The sequence below is a fragment of the Paenibacillus pedocola genome, from assembly GCF_031599675.1.
GTDB lineage: Bacteria > Bacillota > Bacilli > Paenibacillales > Paenibacillaceae > Paenibacillus_AQ > Paenibacillus_AQ pedocola.
The window spans coordinates 6,082,762-6,101,219 of record NZ_CP134223.1 but is presented as its reverse complement, the minus strand read 5'-3'; the positions used below and the strand labels follow the sequence as shown (position 1 = coordinate 6,101,219).

Here is an 18,458-nt window from a genome sequence, read left to right as displayed (position 1 = left end):
ATAAATTAAAGGATGATAAAGATGAGAAACCTGAATTTGACCTCACAGCGGCAAGCCGTTTATGATATCGTCCGTAATTCGCATGACCATCCGACTGCCGCAGAAGTGATGAACCGGCTGGTAGAGCAGGGACATAACCTGGCCTACGGCACGGTGTATAACTCGCTGCGTTATCTTACAGATAAACAGATGATCCGTGAGCTGAAGCTGGGTGAGGCCGCCAGCAGATACGATGCCCGCCTGGACGATCACCAGCATATCCTTTGCGATGTCTGCGGTGCTGTGGATGAAGTAATGACCCATGTGCCGGAGGAATGGATGAATACAGTGGCTGAGGAAACCGGATATACCATTTCCCATGCCCATGTAGTATTTGGAGGCGTATGCCCGGCCTGCAAGAACAAGAGGGTGAACTAAGAGCGGAACAGGACCTGCAGCATTCATTTCGGCGCAGGAAGTATAATATATAACAAAAGACCGTTTTCATTTGAACGGTCTTTTTTTGCTTTTCTATCAAAATTCTCAGATGTTATAGGATTATAAGAATAAATAATGCTCAAAAAAAGGGATTCCACGTGCGATATATAATTATATATATCCTATACTAAATTATTCATACTTAAGACCCAGATGAAAGAGAGCGTGAATCCCCATGAATAAAAAATTCCACATAAACATCCGTATGAAGCTTATTCTTACATACCTGCTTGTCCTGCTGGTTCCCAGCATTATCATCGGCTGGCAGACCTATCAATCCGCAAGCAGCAGGGTAGAAGGACAGCTGATGAATAATGCTGCGGAGAGCGTAGCGGCGGCCAATGAGATTATCAATGCCAACATCCAGTCTAAAATAAACGATATCAATTATTTCGCTGCACAGCTTACTGCTGATGCAGTCAATGCAGAAGCGGGAGGAGCCCCGGCTGATATTACTGCCCGGTTGAAGGAATACGCTGCGCTGCACCCGGATGTACTTGATATTTATGTTGGAACGAGCCGGGCCGGTACGATACATGCTTCTGAGGCCAAGCTGCCGGACGGGTATGACCCGCGCAAGCAGAATTCCTATGTCAGTGCCCTTAAGCACGGCCAGGGTATCGTAATCTCGCCGGCCTTTGAGACAGTAAATAAGGTGACGGCGATCGCTATCTCGGCTGTGCTTGAAGGGGGAAATGGCGTGGTGGCGCTCGACCTTGATCTGTCGGCACTGGCTGATCTGACCAATATTAAAGTAGGCGAGCAGGGGTATATCTTCATTGTCGACAGCAGCAAAAAGTACCTTGTACATCCTACAGAGACGCTGGGGAAGGAATCCACAGAGGAATTTGTGAAGAAGATGTTCGAATCCGAATCCGGCTCCTTTAATTATGTCTATAAGGATTTATCTAAGAAAATGACGTATAAGCTGAATGATCTAACCGGCTGGAGAATCGGGGGCACCATCAGTAAAAGTGAGGTATCCAGCGCGACAGCCGACATCCGCAATACCGCTATTCTTGTAATCGGGATCTCGGTCTTGCTGGCACTGGTACTAATCTACCTCAATGTGGAGTCCATTCTGCGGCCGCTTAACAGGCTCCGCAAAGCTACCGCGGTCATTGCGAAGGGGGATCTTTCAGAGGATATTGGCATATTCCGCCGGGATGAGCTCGGCATGCTCGCCGACAATTTCCGGTCCATGGTCGCCAGCCTCCGTGAAATGATTATCGGTGTGCAGGAGATGACCGACGATGTGTCCTCTTCTGCTGAGGAACTTGCAGCCGGTGCTGAGCAGACAACCAGAGCCATCGAGCATGTCACTCTGGCGATTCAGGAAGTAGCGGCGGGCACAGAACGCCAGGCGGACAGTGTGGAAAAAGGAATGGAGAGCACAGCAGCCACAGCTAGTGAGGTTCAGAATATTTCCGGCTTCATGGAGCAGGTCTCGGCAATGATGGACAAGACGTCGCAGTCTGCTTCCGAGGGCAACGATTCGGTAATCAGTGTGGTGGATAAAATCAATGGCATTCAAGAGACCGTGGAGGAACTGAGCGGGGTAATCGACAAACTGAATGAGCGCACCGAGCAAATTCACGGCATTGTCGGCGTAATCACGGGAATCTCGCGTCAGACCAATCTGCTGGCACTGAATGCCTCCATCGAAGCCGCCCGTGCGGGTGAGCAGGGGCGCGGTTTCGCAGTGGTCGCTTCTGAAGTACGCAAGCTGGCGGAAGAATCGGAGAAATCGGCCCGGCAGATCTCTGAGCAGATCTTCTCCATTAACGAAGAGATGAAGCAGGCAACAGTGACGATGGAAAGCGCGAAGAGCAAGGTGTCGGACGGCATCCTGGCCGTGGATACCACCGGCCGTTCGTTCTCGCGGATCCGCAGGGCAGTTAAAGGGGCAGCGGAAAAAATCGAAGCGATGGACGGGGCCGTGCGCTCCCTGACAGCCGAAGCCGTAAGCATGGAGCGGGCAATCGGCGAGATTGGCGGCATTTCCAGGGAGGCTGCCGGCAATACAGAGACGATCTCTGCCGCTGCTCAGGAACAGCTCGCTGCCGTGGAGGAAATTTCATCTTCGACGATGAACCTGAGCCATCTGGCGGAAGAGCTGCAGAAGCTGGTGGGCCGATTCAAGCTTTATCCTGAACAGGCAGGGTCCACTGCAGTTCAGGCCAAGTCTGGGGATACCGGCAGCGCTTCCTGATCAGGAATTACCCGGCAGGCACTTTTCTTTTCCCGCCCTTTGCAAGTATACTGATAAACAATAATGCAGGGTTACGAGGGGAGAAGAGTTCATGGCAGAGCAATTAAAGGGGATTACTGTCGCTCTGGCAGGTCCGCGCAAATCAGAGGAAATGGCCAGGCTTGTGGAGAATATGGGCGGTACCGCAGTGTATCGTCCGGCCCAGGGCACGGTATTTCTGGATGATGAGGCGCTGCGTCAAGGGCTGACCGCCTGGACCTCACAGCCGCCGGACTGGGTCATTCTGACAACAGGAATGGGGCTGGATGCGATATTCGGCATGGCTGAGAACATGGGTATCGCCAGCCGTTTTCTGGAGATTCTCGCCGGTTCGCCTATTGCTGCGCGGGGCTACAAAACGGTCAATGCCTTGAAGAAACGCGGACTTGTCCCGGCTGTCCGTGACGACGACGGAAGCACCAGCGGACTGATCCGCGGGCTGCAGGAATTCGATTTGCAGGGCAAAGAGATCGTGCTGCAGCTGCATGGCGAATCCGCCCCCAGGCTCACAGCCTGGCTGGAAGCGTCCGGAGCAAGGGTCCGTGAGGTGCAGCCTTACCGCCATACCCCGCCGGAGCCGGGAGCGCTGGATCTGCTGCTGGCCGATATCCTGGCGGGCAAAGTAGATGCCGTAGCTTTTACCAGTGCGCCGCAATTCCGGTTCCTGTCCGGGCACGCACGGGAGCAAGGCAAGCTGGAGGAAATGGTACAGGCCTTCGAACATGGAGTATTGGCCGTTTCTGTGGGGAAGATTACTTCCCAAGCCCTATTAGAGGAAGGCGTGCAAAGGATCGTGATGCCCGAACATGAACGGATGGGGAGTATGTTCGTTGAATTGGGGCGGTATTTAGCCGCAAGGCGCTGAGTCAGGCGAAGAAATTCATTCCCGCCCCTGGGCGGGTTTTGTTTAAATATAAGGATTTATATGTTTTACGCTATAAATCATCCTTCTATTTTTCGCAGAAACGATCACCGTCCCTGAGAGGACGGCGAAGCCGTTTCTTCTTATTATGCCTGAGCATGGACATCCGGAGCAGTTTTACTTAGAATAGTAGCAACATGTGCGACGTTTTTAAACCGAAGAAGCTTGAAGGAGGATACCTATGGACAAGAGAAAATGCCTGCTGCTGGGCGATTATACCCATCCCCGTTTCCACCCGCTGCAGGGCGTGGACAAACAAATCAGCGAAATTCTGAATGACCTGCTGACCGTACAATGCTCAGAGAATAAAAAGCTGCTGCTCGGAGAGCATTTAGCCGGCTATGATCTCTGCATTTCCTATAATGAGTTGTGGAACGAGACGGTTTCTCCCCAGCAGACCGCAGGTCTGCTTAGTTATGTGAGCGGAGGGGGAGGACTCATTGTACTGCATACCGGTATATCACTGGCCAAACGCTATGAGCTGGCCCAGCTGATCGGCGGCAGATTTACCGGCCATCCGCCGTATACTTCCCTGAACTTTAAAGTGCAGGAGCATGATATTACCGAGGGCATTGAGGACTTTCAGCTGGATGAGGAGCCGTACCGCTTTGAGTTTGATCCGTTTACAGAAAAAACTATCCTGCTTGAATACGAAGCGGACGGCGAAACGTACCCGGCAGCGTGGTGCCACAGTTACGGGCAGGGACGAGTAGTGTTTCTTATGCCCGGTCATCATGAGCCCTCTTTCCGCCATCCTGCAGTCCGTGAATTGATTCTGCGGGCGGCAACTTGGGCAGCCCGCATTCCCAGATAACTTCATCTTGTCATTAAACCTGCCCCTTGCAGCCTTAATTTTGTGAAATAGGCCGACAAGGGGTATACTTTATCCATAACTGGAATCTTTGGGAGGAAAGTGCCATGAGTGATCTGTTCAAAAAAGCAATCTCTTTAGGAGTAGGCCTCACCATTGTCAGCAAAGAGAAGGTCGAGAAGGCAGTAGATGAGCTGGTTAAACGCGGGGAGCTCGCTCCCTCAGAGTCCAAAGCGCTTGTGGACCGGCTGGTGGAACGCGGCGAAGAAGAACGCGGTGCGTTCAAGAGCGCCGTACAGGAGCAGGTTCAGCGTGTGCTCAAGGAGCTGAAGGTTCCTGCACAGAGCGATGTTGCCGAACTCGAAACACGGATTGCCGCACTTGAGCGGCGTGTAGCCGAGCTGGAGGGCACCTCTCCCCAGGAGGATACTATGACGGATACGCGTACGGATTAAATGGCAGTTCGAATCAGACATGCCGGGCGGTACCGGACCATTGCCATGGCGCTAATGCGTCATGGCTTCGGCTATATGGTGGAGGAGCTGGGGCTCTACCATCTGCTGTCATTGCCGCGCCGGATTATGACGCAGGAGGTTCATACAAGTCTGACAGTCGGGGAGCGCATACGGCGCGTACTGGAGGATTTAGGACCGACCTTTGTGAAATTAGGCCAGCTCGCCAGCACCCGTTCCGATTTGCTGCCCGAGCCCATTATAGCGGAGCTGGTCAAGCTGCAGGATAATGTGCCGCCGTTTTCGGCGGAGACCGCGCGGAGTATTGTGGAGCAGGAGCTGGATCAGCCGCTTCATGATATCTTTGAAAGGTTTGAGGATACCCCTATCGCTGCGGCTTCGATTGGCCAGGTGCACCGGGCCGTGCTGCACGGCGGCCAGAGCGTAGCGGTTAAGATACAGCGTCCGGGTGTGACGCGCACGATGAACCGGGATCTGGAAATTCTTCAGGATTTAAGCGCCTTGGCCGAAAGACGGCTGGACTGGGCGAAGCAATATGGACTGACCCGGATGGTGGAGGAATTCTCACGCTCACTGCTGGCCGAGCTGGATTACGCCCAGGAGGGCCGTAATGCCGAGCGCATTGCCGGCCAGCAGCCGGAGCAAGCTAAGGCCAAGGTTGTGATTCCCGCGATCTATTGGGACTACAGCTCGGCCAGGGTGCTGACAATGGAATTCGTCAGCGGGATTACACTGAACCGCCGGGAGGAGCTGCTGGAGCGGGGGATGAAGCTGAAGACCATTGCGCAGCAGCTGGTAGAGATGATGCTGGACCAGATCTTTATTCACGGCTTTTTTCATGCCGATCCCCATCCCGGCAATGTGATGCTGCTGGAGAACGGCAAGCTGGCACTGATTGATTTCGGGATGGTCGGGCGGCTCAGTGAAGAGATGAAGGACAGCCTGTCTGCACTGGTCATTGCGCTGATGCGCAGGAATACCGATTCGATGGTGCGGGCGATTCTGCGTCTGGGGGTTATTCCCGAGAATGCCGACCGTGCCGCGCTGCGGGATGATATGGACCGGATGCGGGAGTCCTATTATGACATCCCGTTCAATCAGGTGAGTATCGGCAAGGCGCTGAACGATTTGTTCGGCATTGCCCGTAAGCACAGGCTGGTCATTCCGCCGGACCTGGCGATGCTGGGCAAAACGATGCTGACGCTGGAGGGGATTGTGGCGAATCTGGACCCATCCTTCAGTATTGTGCAGATGGCTGAGCCCTTTGGCAGGCAGCTGGTGAAGCAGCGCTTCAGCAGCAGCCGGGTGCAGCGCAAGCTGCTCGGCGGTGTCGCGGATCTGGCTGAAAGCCTGGTGGAGCTGCCTTCACAGGCCCGCCAGCTGTCAGCGCTGATCAGCAGCGGCAAGCTGAAGGTGGAAGTGGTAGTTCCTGAGCTGAAGGATCTGGAGCATAAGTTCAGCCGGGTCGGCAACCGCCTGTCGTTCAGCATTGTGCTGCTTGCCTTCAGCATCATTATGGCCGGACTGATTATCGGCTCATCGCTGCGCGGCGAGCCTTCGGTGCTGTGGGATTTCCCCACCGTGGAGATCGGTTCAGTCATAGCGCTGCTGATGGTGATCTGGCTGCTGCTGTCGATTTTTAAATCGGGCAGATTCTAGCTGTATATAAATTTAACTTAATAACAGAGGATAAGAAAAGGAGCGATGGAGGGGGATTTTGGAACTGGAGGAGCGATAGCGTCCGCCTTTGTCTGCGGACTTCTACCGCTAGAAGCGGTATAAATTAAGAAATCTGCAGACAACAGCGGCCGGAAGTCCAAACATCCACCGTAGTTGCGACTGATCTTTACTCTCTAAACCTTAAGTTCAAGTTATATAGCAGGCGCAGAATAATTATTCTTGCGCAGTTACACACAAATGCCCTGATATCAAGTACAATAAGAAGGATAACTTTCTAAGCTTACTGTTTCCGTGCGCCAAAAGCCGGACAGACTATTGTATAGAGTGTAATGGAACGCAAAAGGAGTGCCGTCATGAATGTCCGGTGGATCGCTGCTGCCCTAGAAACCGAACTTTGACCGCACACCTGCAGGGCAAGAGGCGGCAAATGGGACGGAAGGACCTGGGTAGACGGGTTCTTCCGCTTTTGTTTGCCCCTTAACGAGGGAATATGAACGTACATTACTCCGAACATGGATGCCTATAAGTTATGTAAGCAGAATAAATCCAAGAATTTAGTGAGGTGGAGCAATTGTCAGGTTTTAAGGGATTAGGAGTTTCTGAGGTATTGACTGATCTGCTAAAAGGACAAGGCATCGTCAAGCCGACGCCGGTCCAGGAAGAATCCATTCCGCCGCTGGTGCAGGGTCTGGACGTCATTGCCAGAGCAAAGACGGGTACGGGGAAGACACTGGCCTTCCTGCTGCCGATTATGGACAAGATCCGCGTAGAGGCGGCTTATCCGCAGGCGCTGATTCTCGCGCCGACGCGCGAGCTGGCACTGCAAATAACCGAAGAGGCGCGCAAGCTGGCGCGTCATACGGGTGTGAAGATTCTGGCTGTATACGGCGGACAGGATGTGGAGAAGCAGCTGCGTAAGCTGGAAGGCGGCAGACATCTGATTATCGGTACGCCGGGACGAGTACTTGACCATATGCGCCGCGAGACGCTGGATCTGAACGGAGTAAAGATGCTCGTTCTCGATGAAGCAGACCAAATGCTTCATATGGGTTTCCTGGAGGATGTAGAGACTATTATTACGGCTGTGCCTTACCGCCGTCAGACGATGCTGTTCTCTGCGACGATGCCGGATCCGATCAAACGTCTGGCTGCGAATTATATGAAGGAGCCGCTTGATATTATCATCAAGAGCGGCTCGCCGATCCCGCTGGACAATATCCGCCAGCAGGTCGTTGAATGCTCAGATCGCAATAAGGAAGAAGCGCTGCAGGCACTGATTGAGCGGGACCGTCCGTACCTCGCGATTATTTTCTGCCGGACCAAACGCCGGGTCTCGAAGCTGAACGAAGCGCTGCAGGCGGCAGGCTATGACTGCGATGAGCTGCATGGCGATCTGTCCCAGGGCAAGCGTGAAGCGGTCATGAAGCGGTTCCGCGATGCCAAGCTGCAGCTCCTGGTTGCAACGGACGTTGCCGCCCGGGGTCTTGACGTTGAAGGGATTACCCATGTCTTCAACTATGACCTTCCGCTGGATGCGGACAGCTATATCCACCGGATCGGCCGGACCGGCCGGGCCGGCGGCAAAGGCCTGGCGATCACCCTCGCCTCGCCGCGTGAATACAACCTGCTCGACCTGATCGAGCATGGGATTTCCCAGCGGCTGGACCGCCGCCGCTACGAGAAGGATGAATTCGGCGTAGGCGAATTCACCGCAGTGCAGGGCGGCGGCTCCCCGCGGGGCGGCCGCCGGAGCGGCGCGCCGGAACCGGCGCGTGCCGGCCGCGGCGGGCGCGGCCAGGGACGCAGCGGCGGAGCGCCGCGTGCGGAAGCCGGTGCACGTCCGGGCGGACGCGCACGCGGCAAGGAAGCAGGCAGCTGGGACGCGCCTGCCGAAACCCGCGGCCGCAAGGAAGCGGCCGGGGGCAAGCGCAGCGGCTATGCTGCAGCTGCGCCTAGAGGCGGGGAATCCGCCGGCAAAGGCGCGGCGAAGCCAAGACCGGGCGGCGGCTACGGCAGCTTCGACCCCCGCAGTAACAGCGCGGCTGCAGGCTCTGCACCCGGCGCGAAAGCCGCCGGCCAGCGCGGCGGCAGAGGGGCCGCCGGTTCAGGTGGCGGCCCGAGCAGCGGCTACAGCACCAATGTAGCCCGTGGCGCGGAAGCCGGCGGCTTCAGCTACGGCGCCTCCAAAGGTGCCGGCTCCGGCAGCGGCTACAATCCGGGCGGGGCTCAGGCCAGCCCTAAGCATAGAGCCAACGTGGCCCGCAGCAATGAGGCAGGTGCCTGGAGCTCGTCCGCACCGGCTTCTAAGGGCGGCGGCGGTTCACGCGGCGGCTCCAAGGGCGGCAAAGGCGGCTTCGGCTCGGGCGGACGCAGCGGCGGAAGCGGCAGCCAGTCCCGTGGCGGCAGCCGCGGCAAGAATGCAGGCGGCTCACGCGGCGGACGCGGCTCATCCAGATAAAGGCGCTGGATGTCATCCTTAAAACTTGTTACCATAGGGCGGTCTGCTTGCAGCTGACGTTCTGTGGTAACATTTTTTTTCGTCTGCCAGCAGGCACGGGAAGGTATTTAAGAATTTGAAACATTTTGGACGCAAAGCTTGTCTATAATGTACAGCATGAAGCATTCATAACTTACTTGAGAGGAAGCAACAGCATATGTCTAGGACTGTCAAAATCGTTATCTTGTTTATCGCCGTGATTGCCGTAGGTTGGGGGATCGGTAAATACACCTCTCCGTCTCCATCGGCTTCCATAGAAGAAGGCGCGTCCGCAGGGGCGGGAGAGGATCTTCAGGCTCCGCCAATTTCATCTTCCGAGCCATCGTTCGAGCCATCGCCTGAGCCTTCGGCTGTAGCTTCGGACGCTCCAGAGGCACCCGGCACAGGAAGCGAGCCTACTGCTGAACCTTCGGACAAGCCGGACAATTCCGGCAATCAGGCTAGCGCAGAGCCTTCGCCGGCCGCAACCGCTAAGCCTGCAACCGCTAAGCCTACTGACACGGGCAGCAGCGGTACAGGTGACCCTGCGGCGGAGCAGACTGCCGCAGAACCGGACAGTATGACTGTTATGGTCAACAAACAGTATCAGCTGCCGGACGGGTACAAGCCTGCGGATCTGGTGTATCCGGATGTGCCGTTTATTTTCTCGGAGAAGATTGAGAAGCGGATGATGCGCAAGACTGCAGCCGGGGCGCTGGAGCGGATGTTCGCAGGCGCGAAGAAGGACGGTGTCTATCTGGCAGGTGTGTCCGCCTACCGTTCCGAGAAGACGCAGACCACGCTGTTCAACAACTATGTAGCTAGAGACGGCGAAGAGAAGGCCCGCACCTACAGTGCAGTACCCGGCCACAGTGAGCATCAGACAGGCCTGGCGATTGACGTATCGGGCAGTGACGGCAAATGCGCCGCTGAGAGCTGCTTCGGGGGGACGAAGGAAGCCGACTGGCTGGCCGCCCATGCGGCCGAATACGGCTTTATTATCCGCTATCCGGAAGGCAAGCAGGGAATTACCGGTTATATGTACGAGCCTTGGCACATCCGTTATGTAGGTAAGGATATTGCTGAAGAGATCGCTGCCAAAGGGATTACCCTGGAAGAATACTACGATGCCGTTCCGGTGTCGAAATAACAGGCAGGCGGTTCCGGATAACGGGCCGCCTGTTTTTTGTGTACGGCTGGTATGGGAGCGGTTTAACGGGAGTCTGCAGGTGGTTCACCCCGGAACCGGCTGGTTAAGTAGTGGGAAACCCTATTCTTGAGAGACGGAGGCGGTCAATATGTCCGAACATAATCATGTGGTCAGCAAGGACGGAAATCTCAGCATTAACCGGGTGAATGATGCCCTGGAGCGGATTGAACCGGAACAGAAAGAGCGGATCTTGAATAACTTTGAGGATTTTAAAGGTTATTTGAGTAAGCGCATTCAACTGGCGCAAAAAATCGGACTGGGCGAAGAACAGCTCGCTGTGGCAGCAGAAAAAATCGCTGATTATCTGGCCGCCCATGAAGAGCCGCGCAATAGTGAGGAGAAGCTTCTGCTGGAGCTGTGGAAGGTCGGCAGCAAAGAAGAAAGACACCGGCTGGCGCATATGCTCGTGAAGCTGGCGCAGCAGTGAAGCATGGCCTGATTTTGTATTCATGTGCCTGCTTACGGTATGATATGGTGGACACATGAGGCAATGGAAAGGATGAAGAGCGAATGTCGATTTACAGTTTTGCCGGAGTGACCCCTTCGGGTAAGGAAGTGCCGCTTAAGGATTATGAAGGTAAAGTGCTGCTGATAGCCAACACAGCCAGTAAATGCGGACTTACCCCGCAGTATGGTGATCTTCAGAAGCTTTACGAACAGTATGGAGATCAAGGACTTGTGGTTCTGGGCTTTCCCTGCAATCAATTCGCCGGCCAGGAGCCGGGAACGAGCGAGGAAGCCGAAGAATTCTGCCAGATCAACTATGGTGTTAAATTCCCTATCTTCGCCAAAATTGATGTCAACGGACCGGAAGCCAGCCCGCTGTTTCAATATTTGAAGGGGCAGCAGCCGGGTGAAGGTGAAAGCAGTGACATCCAGTGGAATTTCACCAAGTTTCTTGTAGACCGCAGCGGAAATGTAACAGCACGGGTGGAACCGAAGGAGTCGCCGGAAACGATGAAGGGGCTTATTGAATCTTTGCTGTAGCCTGCCGCTTATCCTGTTAATTCCCAAAGAAACGGATACCGTCCATACAAGGGCGGCTATGCCGTTTCTTTTTGTTTGGGATCTGAAGGCTGCACTAAGGTGCACAATGAAAATAGTCCTTGACGCTTTTCAGGGACACTGTATTCTTTGAAAGAGGAACATTACCGCTCACGATGACATTTGGGTATAAACAGGGAAGCTGAACAGGATAATAACGGCAGGAGGGTTTTTAAAAAGTTATGAGGTTAATTACAGAGGTGGCGTCAGCAGCAGGGATCAATGAGGAGCATTTGGAGCTTTACGGTAAATATAAAAGCAAGCTCGCCCCGTCCTTATGGGAGGAACTCAAGCATAAACCGGATGGCAAGCTGGTCCTGGTTACTGCAGTTAATCCTACCCCCGCAGGGGAAGGCAAGACGTTAACAACCATCGGGCTGGCCCAGGCGATGAATGCGGCAGGAGTTAAGACGGTAGCCGCGCTTCGCGAGCCTTCGCTCGGGCCTTGCCTGGGGATGAAGGGCGGAGCTACCGGCGGCGGCAAGGCGCAGATTGTTCCGGCTGATGAGATCAATCTTCACTTTACAGGCGATATCCACGCGGTTACATCTGCGCATAATCTGCTGTCGGCGATGATTGATAACCATATATTCCAGGGCAACCATCTGGGGCTTGATCCGCAGCGCATCGTCTGGAAACGCGTCCTGGACATGAATGACCGGAGCCTGCGCAGCATTGTGACCGGGCTGGGAGACGGCAATGGTACAGTACGCGAGAGCGGATTCCAGATTACAACGGCTTCTGAGATCATGGCCGTGCTCTGTCTGTGCAGCGATCTTGCCGACCTGAAGCAGCGGCTGAGCCGGATGCTGGTCGGCTATGACATGCAGGGCCAGCCGGTGACGGCCAAGGATATCGGCGCGGTGGAGGCCATGACTGCGCTGCTAAAAGAAGCGGTGAAGCCTAATCTGGTGCAGACGCTGGAAGGAACGCCGGTGATTGTCCACGGCGGGCCTTTCGCCAACATCGCCCACGGCTGCAGCAGCGTCATCGGTACCCGCTATGCGCTCAAGCTGGGCGAGGTGGTCGTGACGGAAGCCGGCTTCGGAGCCGATCTGGGTGCAGAGAAATTCATGGATATCAAATGCCGCCAGGCGGGCCTTGCCCCTTCAGCAGCAGTGCTCGTTGTTACGGTGAAATCGCTGAAGTACAACGGCGGTGTGCGAAAGGAAGAGCTGTATGCCAGCAACCGGGCCGCGCTGCTCTCGGGACTTGCGAACATGGAGCGCCATATTGAGAATCTTGGTAAATTCGGTGTGCCGGTACTGGTGGCGCTGAATCACTTTGAGGGCGATGCGCCGGATGAAGTGAGCGATGTGCTGGAAGCCTGCCGCCGTTTGGGTGTACCTGTTGCCGTCTCTAAGGTATGGGCCGAAGGCAGTGCGGGCGGGCAGGAGCTGGCAGCCGAGCTGACGAAGCTGCTGGGCCGGGACCAGGCCGTGAAGTTCACTCCGCTGTATGAGGATCACCTGGACATTCCGTCCAAGATCAACAAAATCGTCACCGAAATCTATCACGGCTCAGGGGTAGCCTTCTCACCGGCGGCGAAACGCAGTCTAGCTGTCATCGAGAAGCTTGGTCTGCAGAAGCTTCAGGTATGTATGGCCAAAACCCCTTATTCCTTCTCTGACCAGCCGAGACTGCTTGGCGCCCCTGAGGGCTTCACAATGGGCATCCGGGATATTACATTGTCGCTTGGTGCCGGTTTTGCTGTTGTGATTACAGGCAATATCGTCACCATGCCGGGGCTTCCGGCCAAGCCGGCGGCTGAAGGGCTGCGGGTGGACGAAGACGGTGTACTTCACGGTCTGGAATAGTCTTATTATAGAGTGCATATCCTGTACTCCCAGTGCCAAGCGAAATCTGCTTGGCACTGTTTTTATTCACAGCTGAATTCCCCTCCGCTTCCTCCTGCTCCCTGCTGCAAAAAGACATAAACTGCTCCCGTCCGGAGAAACTAAGGCAATCGGAGCAGGGTACAGGGTGCAGCTAACGCGGCATCAGATGATCTCATTTGTGAACAATGTGAGAAAAATCACAATTATACTTGTAATGTGAGAAAAATCACAATATAATCAGTGTATAAAGTGAAATTAATCACAAATAAAAACAAATAAATATGCTTGTCAATTTGGAGGAGGAAGAAATCATGAAAGTAGCAGTCATTGGATGTACCCATGCCGGAACCGCCGCAATTGTTAATACCGCACAGCTTTACCCGGATGCCGAGATTACGGTTTACGAACGCAATGATAATATTTCCTTCTTGTCGTGCGGCATTGCTCTATATGTGGGTGGAGTCATTAAAGATCCGCAAGGCTTGTTCTATTCGTCACCGGAAAAGCTTGCTGAACTCGGTGTTACAACTAAGATGCGCCATGAGGTCATCAAGGTAGACACAGCCGGCAAAACGCTGCGCGCCCGCAATCTGGCGACCGGTGAGGAATTCAATGATTCCTATGACAAGCTGATCATGACGACGGGTTCATGGCCGATTGTTCCGAAGCTGGAAGGCATGGAGCTGGACGGCATTCTGCTCTCGAAGAACTATAACCATTCCAATACCATTATTGAAAGAGCACAGCAGGTCAACAGAATTACGGTTGTTGGTGCCGGATATATCGGTGTAGAGCTGGTAGAAGCTTTCCAGATGAATGGTAAGCAGGTTACGCTGATTGATGGCGAGGAACGCATCCTCAGCAAATATCTGGATGAAGAATTCACCACTCCGATCCAGCAGTCGCTCGAGGATCACGGTATTAAGCTGGCGCTCGGTGAAAAGGTAAGCTCATTTGCCGGTGAGAACGGTAAAGTGACCAAAGTGATTACGAGCAAAGGCGAGCATGAAACGGATCTGGTTATCCTCTGCATCGGCTTCCGTCCGAATACAGAGCTGCTGAAGGGACAGGTTGATATGCTGCCTAATGGTGCCATCATGGTCAATGACTATATGCAGACCAGCCTGCCGGATGTCTTCGCTGCCGGTGACAGCTGTGCGATCCATTACAACCCGACCGGACAGCATGCCTATATCCCGCTGGCAACGAATGCCGTCCGTATGGGAACACTGGTCGCCCGCAATCTGGTGGAGAACACCATCCCTTACATGGGAACACAGGGAACTTCGGGAATCAAAATCTATGAAGATAACATCGCCGGCACCGGTCTGACTGAGGATGCAGCGAAGGCTGAAGGTATGGATGTAGAAAGTGTAATGATTACCGACAACTACCGTCCGGAATTTATGCCAACCTTTGAACAGGTGCAGTTGAAAGTGGTCTATGCCCGCGGCACCCGCCGGATTCTCGGTGCGCAGATTATGTCCAAGATGGATCTGACCCAATCGATCAATACCGTGTCGGTTTGCATTCAGAACCGCATGACCGTGGACCAGCTGGCCTTCATTGATTTCTTCTTCCAGCCGCATTACAACAAGCCTTGGAACTTCCTGAATACAGCCGGCCTTCAGGCCCTGCCGAAAACCATGGACCGTAAAGAACCCGTAACCGTATAATAAAAAGCAGAAAACCGGAGCCGCCAGCTCCGGTTTTTTTTGTGCTGTCTGTAAAGACCCCGAAAAAGTGGGGCCGTGTGTTTTTTATCCTATGCACCTTTCCCTTACTAAGGTAAATTTGACATGTCAGTGAAAACTTTCACGAAGTCTTTCTTGAGGTGACATTTATCACGTAAATGTGATTGGGATCACGCTACAATGGCATAAAGGAACAAATTTTAAGTAAATAGAAGGGGATAGGAATCATGGCTTATAACAAACCGCAGCAGATCGCCGAGGTCACGGTAGAGAACGGGATCAAGAAAGCCCACAACCCGCTTGCCGCTGTACTCATTCTCGGTTTTCTGGGAGGAGCGTTTATTGCGCTCGGATTTTTACTGGATATTCGCGTCATTGCCGGCGCTCCGAAGGAATGGGGCTCCATCGCTAACTTTATCGGGGCTTCCGTCTTCCCGGTAGGGCTTATTCTGGTGCTGCTGGCCGGAGGGGAACTGCTGACAGGCAATATGATGGCGGTACCGCTGGCGTTCATGGCGAAGAAGATTTCGTTCTGGGAAGTGATCAAGAACCTGGTGCTGATTACGCTCAGCAATCTGGCAGGTGCCTTGTTCGTTGCTTATTTCTTCGGTCACGTGGTCGGTCTTACGGCAGATGGGGTATACCTGGATAAACTGGTCGATATGGCCGAACATAAGATTGATGTAACCTTCCTGCAGGCTTTTGTCTCGGGGATTGGCTGTAACTGGCTGGTAGCACTGGCCGTTTGGCTCTCCTACGGAGCGGATAATTTCAGCGGCAAAATTCTCGGGATCTGGTTCCCGACGATGGCCTTCGTAGCCATTGGCTTCCAGCACGTTGTAGCTAACATGTTCCTGATCCCTGCTGCTATATTCGAAGGACATTTCACCTGGGCTCAGTATTTCGGCAACTTTGCTCCGGTCTGGCTCGGCAATCTTACCGGGGGAGCCATTTTTGTAGGGGCAGCCTATTATATGGCCTATCTGCGCAAAACGCCTGCAGCTGTTCAAGCGGTAGAAGGCGTAGCCGCTTCCGGTGTGAAGAAACACGCTTAAGTTACAGGCTTAGGGCAGCCTGAATTGAACTTATAAGATACGCTTACTGTCATAGACATTCCTTGTGCTTGTTTATCTTCAGTCCGCTTATGCGGAGTTTGGGGAGGAACGCTCAGGGGATGTCTTTTTAATATGGGGATTTATCAAATACGGACAACACAAAATTCGCCGTGCATATCCGACTCGGGGGAACGAAATCGGGCTCACGGCGAATAAATAGGGAGTGTTTCATATGCTCTATTACCCGGGGATTCTTAGAACGAAACAGGGCGTTTCCAGCTATTTTCTTTACGCCCGGAAGAGCTGGGCTTACAATGAAAAGACAAGCGATATTAGAACTCAGTGAACAGCATACCCAAAGATAAAAGGGAGGACAATGGCCTTGAAGCATAGTAAAGACGGCATATTTCCGGCGGTATGTCCACTGGATTGCCCAGACACCTGCGGACTGCTGGTGCATAAGCAGAACGGTAAAATTGTAAAAGTAGAAGGGAATCCCGAGCATCCGGTGACCCGGGGAGCCATCTGCAATAAGGTGCGGAACATGGCGGAGCGCGTACACCATCCCGAGCGTCTGATGCATCCCCTCCGCCGCACCGGCCCGAAGGGCAGCGGAGCCTTCGAGCAGATTAGCTGGGATGAAGCAATTACGGAAATTGCCGGACGCTTCAAGCAGCTGTCACAGGAATACGGGCCGGAGAGCATCCTCCCGTACTATTTCTACGGCAATATGGGCGTGCTCAGCGTGGGCGGCATGGACCGGCGCTTCTTTAACAGGCTGGGCGCAAGCCAGCTCGATGCCAAAATCTGCAGCGCGGCCGGCACGGCCGGCTGGGTGTACACCATGGGAATGGACGGGGGAGCCAGCCCGGAGGATACGGTAAATGCCGATCTGATTATCGTCTGGGGCGGCAACATTGTGAGCACCAACATGCATCAGGTCGTGTTCGCGGAGCAGGCGCGTAAGCGCGGCGCGAAGGTAGTAGTCATTGATGTGCACCGCAACCGGACAGCCCAGTGGGGGGACTGGTTCCTGCCGCTCTACCCCGGTACAGATTCCGCACTGGCGCTGGGACTGATGCATATTCTGTTCCGGGACGGGCTGACGGACGATGCCTTTCTCGAAAAGTACACAGTAGGACATAAGGAACTGCGTGAGCAGGCGCTGGGCTACCCGCCGGAGCTTGTATCGCAGATTACAGGCGTGCCAGTGGAGGATATTGAACAGCTGGCCAAGCTGTACGGCGAGGCGAAGGTGCCCTATATCCATATCGGCAACGGGCTGCAGCATCACGATAATGGCGGGATGAATGTCCGCAGCATCGCCTGTCTGCCGGCGCTGGTCGGCGCGTGGCTGAAGCCGGGCGGCGGGGCGATCAAATCCAACGGAGCCTATTCCTCGACCAACTCCCGGGCGCTGGCCCGTCCCGATTTGCGGAGCAATCCGCAGGCGCGCAGCATAAATATGAACCGGATCGGGGAGGCGCTGGAGCTGAAAGAGCAGCCGGTTATGAGCCTGTTCGTTTACTGCAGCAATCCGCTTGTAGTTGCCCCTAATGCCGATAAGGTAAAGGCAGGCTTTGCCCGTGAGGACCTGTTTACGGTTGTACATGATCTGTTTATGACCGACACTGCGCAGTATGCCGATATCGTGCTGCCTGCCTCCTCAACCTTTGAGAATACGGACTTATTCGGTTCTTACTGGCATCATTATATGCAGCTGCAAGAGCCAATACTGGAGAAGCAGGGTGAGTGCAAAAGCAATGTCGAGCTTTTCTCGCTGCTGGGACAGGCTATGGGCTTTGACCCGGAAATCTTCGGCCAGTCCGAGCTTGAGATGATCCGTGAGACGCTTGACCATCCCAGCAATCCGTATATGAGCGGGGTTACGCTGGAACGGCTGATGGCGGAGCGGTTCGTCAAGCTGGACATGACGCCTAAAGAGCATTACCTGGAGAACCTGCCCACCCCTTCGGGCAAGATCGAGCTTTATTCCCAGGCGATGGAGCGGGCCGGCTTGCCTCCGCTGCCTGAGTATACCCCGCTGAAGGAAGGGTATGACGGGGTGCGGCGTCCGGAGCAGGGAGCGGCGTATCCGCTGATGTTCATCTCCCCGCCGAACCATAATTTCCTGAACTCGACGTTCGGCAATGTGGAGAAGCATAAGAAGATGGAGAAAAAACCGGCACTGCAGATTCACCCGGAGGATGCGGCGGCGCGGGATATTACAGACGGTGATGAAATTACGGTGTATAACAGCAGAGGTATAGTAGAACTCACGGCTATGGTTACGGAGAAAATGCTGCCGGGTACGGTGGTCAGTCAGGGGCTGTGGTGGGAAGGCCAAGGAACAAGGCAGCGGGTGAATGTGCTTACGCCGGACCGGCTGAGCGACATGGACGGCGGTGCGACTTTTTTCTCGGCTACCGTTGAAGTGAAGAAGCGGGAGCAGCCCTTGGCTTCAACCTGTTCTATGCAGCTTTAGATAAGGAAGCATCAATAATTCTGTGTTTGTGTGACGCGTCAG

Annotated in this window: 14 protein-coding genes; all 14 read left to right on the top strand. The window is 54.4% G+C overall.

Annotated features, from left to right (window positions below; genetic code table 11):
- The first annotated feature begins 21 nt into the window (after positions 1 to 21).
- The 14 genes from QU597_RS27105 (at position 22) to QU597_RS27040 (ending at position 18,416) form a co-directional block, all read left to right on the top strand.
- Positions 22 to 417: a Fur family transcriptional regulator gene (locus QU597_RS27105; protein WP_310830589.1), complete on the top strand. Its 396-nt coding sequence runs from the start codon at positions 22 to 24 to the stop codon at positions 415 to 417.
- 235 nt (positions 418 to 652) lie between these two features.
- The gene (locus tag QU597_RS27100) at positions 653 to 2,689 is read left to right on the top strand and encodes a methyl-accepting chemotaxis protein (protein ID WP_310830588.1); all 2,037 of its coding nucleotides are present in this window, start codon (positions 653 to 655) and stop codon (positions 2,687 to 2,689) included.
- A gap of 91 nt (positions 2,690 to 2,780) precedes the next feature.
- Entirely contained in the window at positions 2,781 to 3,593 is an 813-nt protein-coding gene (locus tag QU597_RS27095) for a uroporphyrinogen-III synthase (protein ID WP_310830587.1), read from the top strand.
- A gap of 238 nt (positions 3,594 to 3,831) precedes the next feature.
- A complete protein-coding gene (locus QU597_RS27090; RefSeq protein WP_310830586.1) occupies positions 3,832 to 4,464 on the top strand; it encodes a ThuA domain-containing protein in 633 nt (210 codons plus the stop codon).
- Positions 4,465 to 4,568: 104 nt separating this feature from the next.
- On the top strand, positions 4,569 to 4,916 hold the full coding sequence (locus QU597_RS27085; protein ID WP_310830585.1) for a phasin family protein: 348 nt from the start codon (positions 4,569 to 4,571) through the stop codon (positions 4,914 to 4,916).
- On the top strand, positions 4,917 to 6,593 hold the full coding sequence (locus QU597_RS27080; RefSeq protein ID WP_310830584.1) for an ABC1 kinase family protein: 1,677 nt from the start codon (positions 4,917 to 4,919) through the stop codon (positions 6,591 to 6,593).
- A gap of 628 nt (positions 6,594 to 7,221) precedes the next feature.
- Positions 7,222 to 9,072, top strand: coding sequence for a DEAD/DEAH box helicase (locus QU597_RS27075; RefSeq protein ID WP_310830583.1), 1,851 nt, complete (start codon positions 7,222 to 7,224; stop codon positions 9,070 to 9,072).
- A gap of 196 nt (positions 9,073 to 9,268) precedes the next feature.
- Positions 9,269 to 10,240: a M15 family metallopeptidase gene (locus QU597_RS27070; RefSeq protein ID WP_310830582.1), complete on the top strand. Its 972-nt coding sequence runs from the start codon at positions 9,269 to 9,271 to the stop codon at positions 10,238 to 10,240.
- Between the two features lie 148 nt (positions 10,241 to 10,388).
- The gene (locus tag QU597_RS27065; protein WP_310830581.1) at positions 10,389 to 10,727 is read left to right on the top strand and encodes a DUF3243 domain-containing protein; all 339 of its coding nucleotides are present in this window, start codon (positions 10,389 to 10,391) and stop codon (positions 10,725 to 10,727) included.
- Between the two features lie 83 nt (positions 10,728 to 10,810).
- Positions 10,811 to 11,287, top strand: a complete 477-nt coding sequence (locus QU597_RS27060) for a glutathione peroxidase (protein WP_206102335.1) — start codon at positions 10,811 to 10,813, stop codon at positions 11,285 to 11,287.
- A gap of 239 nt (positions 11,288 to 11,526) precedes the next feature.
- The gene (locus QU597_RS27055) at positions 11,527 to 13,161 is read left to right on the top strand and encodes a formate--tetrahydrofolate ligase (protein ID WP_310830580.1); all 1,635 of its coding nucleotides are present in this window, start codon (positions 11,527 to 11,529) and stop codon (positions 13,159 to 13,161) included.
- Between the two features lie 332 nt (positions 13,162 to 13,493).
- Positions 13,494 to 14,858, top strand: coding sequence for an FAD-dependent oxidoreductase (locus QU597_RS27050; RefSeq protein ID WP_310830579.1), 1,365 nt, complete (start codon positions 13,494 to 13,496; stop codon positions 14,856 to 14,858).
- A 245-nt stretch (positions 14,859 to 15,103) separates the two neighbouring features.
- The gene (locus tag QU597_RS27045) at positions 15,104 to 15,931 is read left to right on the top strand and encodes a formate/nitrite transporter family protein (RefSeq protein WP_206102332.1); all 828 of its coding nucleotides are present in this window, start codon (positions 15,104 to 15,106) and stop codon (positions 15,929 to 15,931) included.
- A 376-nt stretch (positions 15,932 to 16,307) separates the two neighbouring features.
- Entirely contained in the window at positions 16,308 to 18,416 is a 2,109-nt protein-coding gene (locus QU597_RS27040) for a molybdopterin-containing oxidoreductase family protein (protein ID WP_310830578.1), read from the top strand.
- Positions 18,417 to 18,458: the final 42 nt, after the last annotated feature.

What these genes read in the sequence shown, in the direction of transcription:
- QU597_RS27080 (WP_310830584.1), top strand. Translation starts at nt 4,917, where the DNA reads ATGGCAGTTCGAATCAGACATGCCGGGCGGTACCGGACCATTGCCATG.
- QU597_RS27065 (WP_310830581.1), top strand. Translation starts at nt 10,389, where the DNA reads ATGTCCGAACATAATCATGTGGTCAGCAAGGACGGAAATCTCAGCATT.
- QU597_RS27090 (WP_310830586.1), top strand. Translation starts at nt 3,832, where the DNA reads ATGGACAAGAGAAAATGCCTGCTGCTGGGCGATTATACCCATCCCCGT.
- QU597_RS27055 (WP_310830580.1), top strand. Translation starts at nt 11,527, where the DNA reads ATGAGGTTAATTACAGAGGTGGCGTCAGCAGCAGGGATCAATGAGGAG.
- QU597_RS27040 (WP_310830578.1), top strand. Translation starts at nt 16,308, where the DNA reads ATGGCCTTGAAGCATAGTAAAGACGGCATATTTCCGGCGGTATGTCCA.
- QU597_RS27100 (WP_310830588.1), top strand. Translation starts at nt 653, where the DNA reads ATGAATAAAAAATTCCACATAAACATCCGTATGAAGCTTATTCTTACA.
- QU597_RS27085 (WP_310830585.1), top strand. Translation starts at nt 4,569, where the DNA reads ATGAGTGATCTGTTCAAAAAAGCAATCTCTTTAGGAGTAGGCCTCACC.
- QU597_RS27105 (WP_310830589.1), top strand. Translation starts at nt 22, where the DNA reads ATGAGAAACCTGAATTTGACCTCACAGCGGCAAGCCGTTTATGATATC.
- QU597_RS27070 (WP_310830582.1), top strand. Translation starts at nt 9,269, where the DNA reads ATGTCTAGGACTGTCAAAATCGTTATCTTGTTTATCGCCGTGATTGCC.
- QU597_RS27060 (WP_206102335.1), top strand. Translation starts at nt 10,811, where the DNA reads ATGTCGATTTACAGTTTTGCCGGAGTGACCCCTTCGGGTAAGGAAGTG.
- QU597_RS27095 (WP_310830587.1), top strand. Translation starts at nt 2,781, where the DNA reads ATGGCAGAGCAATTAAAGGGGATTACTGTCGCTCTGGCAGGTCCGCGC.
- QU597_RS27050 (WP_310830579.1), top strand. Translation starts at nt 13,494, where the DNA reads ATGAAAGTAGCAGTCATTGGATGTACCCATGCCGGAACCGCCGCAATT.
- QU597_RS27045 (WP_206102332.1), top strand. Translation starts at nt 15,104, where the DNA reads ATGGCTTATAACAAACCGCAGCAGATCGCCGAGGTCACGGTAGAGAAC.